We start from the raw sequence: 2244 nt of genomic DNA, 5'->3' as shown, positions 1-2244 counted from the left end.
GCCCAGGGCGTCGCGGTGCCCGCGCCGTCCGCGAGGTCCGCCGCGGCCAGCGAGGTCACGACGGCGGCGACCGCGTCGGCCAGCGGGACCGTCGCGGCCCGCTCCCACACCAGGGCGGCGAGCAGCGCCGAGTCGCAGGTCGACTCGGGCGCCGCGGCATCCGGCCGCTCGCGCAGCAACGCCCGCACCGCTGTCGGGTCGACCCGGCCGTTGTGGCTCAGCAGCCGGGTGCCGTCGGTGAACGGCGCCGTGGCCGACTCCTCCACCGGCATGCCGACGGTCGCGCTGCGTACCGCCGCCAGAACACAGCCCGAGGCGATCACGCCGGCCATCGAGGCGTACGACGCGTCCGTCCACATCGGCACCGCCCGGCGCACCCGGGCGGGCGCGGCCCGCAGTCGCGGCGCGTACCAGCCGGCGCCGAATCCGTCGGCGTTGATCGTGCCGTAAGCCATCCGCCGCGGCGCCCAGGATTGCCGCAGCAGGCTGTGGGGCCGCTCCAGGGTGAGCTGGGCCAGCGTCCGCGGGGCTCCGATCCAGGCTAGGTGGCGGCACACACGCTGCTCCTTCCCGCGGTGCTCAGTCGGCGTCCCGGGCCAGCCGGAAACCGGCGAAGATCTGCCGGCGGATCGGGTAGTCCCAGTTGCGGAACGTGGTGCGGACGGCGGCGGCGTCCGCCGCCCAGCTGCCGCCGCGCAGCACCTTGAACGACGCCGGCTCGCCGCCCTTCGGGAAGAAGACCTCGCTGTACTCGCGGTACGGGAAGGACCGGAAGCCCGGGTAGGCCGTGAAGCCGCTCGCGGTCCATTCCCACACGTCCCCGATCATCTGCTCGGCTCCGCAGGGACTCGCGCCCGCGGGGTAGGCCCCCAGCGGGGCGGGGCCGCTCGTGCGATGCCCAAGATTGGCATGGTTCGGCGTCGGATCGGTGTCACCCCACGGATACCGTAGTGAACGTCCGGTGACCGGGTCGTGCGCGGCGGCCTTCTCCCACTCCGCCTCGGTCGGCAGCCGCCGGCCCGCCCAGCGGGCGTGCGCCTGCGCCTCGTACCAGCAGACGTGCTGGACCGGCTCGTCCAGCGGAACCGGTTCCACCCGGCCGAGGCGGCGGCGCAGCCAGGTGTCGCCGTCGCGCTGCCAGAACTCGGGCGCGCTCAGGCCCTCCTGCTGCCGCCACTCCCAGCCGGCCGGTGACCACAGCCTCTCGTCGTCGTAGCCGCCGGCCTCGATGAAGGCGATCTGCGCCCGGTTGCCGACGGGCAGGGTGTCGATCCAGAAGGCGGGCAGGTCGACCCGGTGCGCGGGCCGCTCGTTGTCGAGGGCCCACGGATCGGCGCTGGTACCGAGGGTGAATGGTCCCGCCGGCACCAGCACCTCGCGGCGCGGCACGGTCCGTCCCGGCGGCGGCGGTGCGCCCGCGTCGAGCAGCGGCGGCCCGGCGCGAAGCTGATGGGTGGCGAGCATCGTCTCGTCGTGCTGGTGCTCGTGCTGGATGACCATTGCGTAGACGAAACCGTCGGTCAGCAGCCGCGCCGCGTCCTCGGCGCGGGCGCCGGTGTCGGTGTCGGTGTCGGCGGGGCCGGTGGAGTGCGGGTCGACCGGCAGGGGTGTGAACCGGTCGAGCAGGTCGAGGGCGCGGCCGCGGACCTCCCGCAGGTAGTCGCGGGCGCCGTCCGGGCCGAGCAGCGCCAGGCGAATCCGGCTGGCCCGGCTGTGCCGGAAGGCGTCGTAGATGTCGTCGAGGCCGGGCCTGGTCGGGTCGGCCGCGCCGAGGGCGCGCACCAGCCACAGGTCCTCGTAGTTGCCGATGTGGGCGAGGTCCCAGACCAGCGGCGACATCAACGGCGAGTGCTGGCGGACCAGCTCGTCGGTGTCGATGTCGGTATAGGTGAGGGAACGGCGCCGCGCGCGGTCGAGGGCGGCCGCCACGGCCGCGGCGGTGACCGGCGTCGTCGTGCCGTTGCTCGTCCTGTCGTCGTTCGCGGTCGTCTCCTGCGCCATGCTCGGCGCCTCGGAACTCAGGCGACCTGATCGCACAGCTGTGCCTCCTCGCGCAGCACCGCGGCCGGCCCGATCCGATCGAACCGCTCGGACAACTCGTCGGCCGGAGCGCGGCCCCGCAGCGTGTATCGCTGCGCGAACACCTCGGCGGACTCGGCGAACTCCGCGTCACCGGCGCGCCGCAGCGCCGCCGTCGCCAGCTCCAGGCAGCGTGCCGCCGCCCGCCGCAGCGGCTCGTCGGCC

2 protein-coding genes and 1 pseudogene are annotated in these 2244 nt (G+C 74.7%); all 3 read right to left on the bottom strand.

Annotated features, from left to right (window positions below; genetic code table 11):
- On the bottom strand, positions 1–557 hold a 557-nt coding region (gene egtC, locus MXD58_RS29655), incomplete at its 3' end, for an ergothioneine biosynthesis protein EgtC (RefSeq protein ID WP_250611450.1).
- A 22-nt stretch (positions 558–579) separates the two neighbouring features.
- A complete protein-coding gene (egtB, locus tag MXD58_RS29650) occupies positions 580–2001 on the bottom strand; it encodes an ergothioneine biosynthesis protein EgtB (protein ID WP_248838543.1) in 1422 nt (473 codons plus the stop codon).
- A gap of 17 nt (positions 2002–2018) precedes the next feature.
- Positions 2019–2244, bottom strand: a pseudogene (locus MXD58_RS29645) (ergothioneine biosynthesis glutamate--cysteine ligase EgtA); the annotation flags it as partial.

Source organism: Frankia sp. AgKG'84/4 (assembly GCF_023242965.2).
Lineage (GTDB): Bacteria > Actinomycetota > Actinomycetes > Frankiales > Frankiaceae > Frankia.
This window is presented reverse-complemented; position numbering and strand designations above follow the sequence as displayed.

Bases quoted from the DNA above. Each gene is read 5' to 3' on its own strand.
- egtB (WP_248838543.1), bottom strand. From the start codon at position 2,001: ATGGCGCAGGAGACGACCGCGAACGACGACAGGACGAGCAACGGCACG.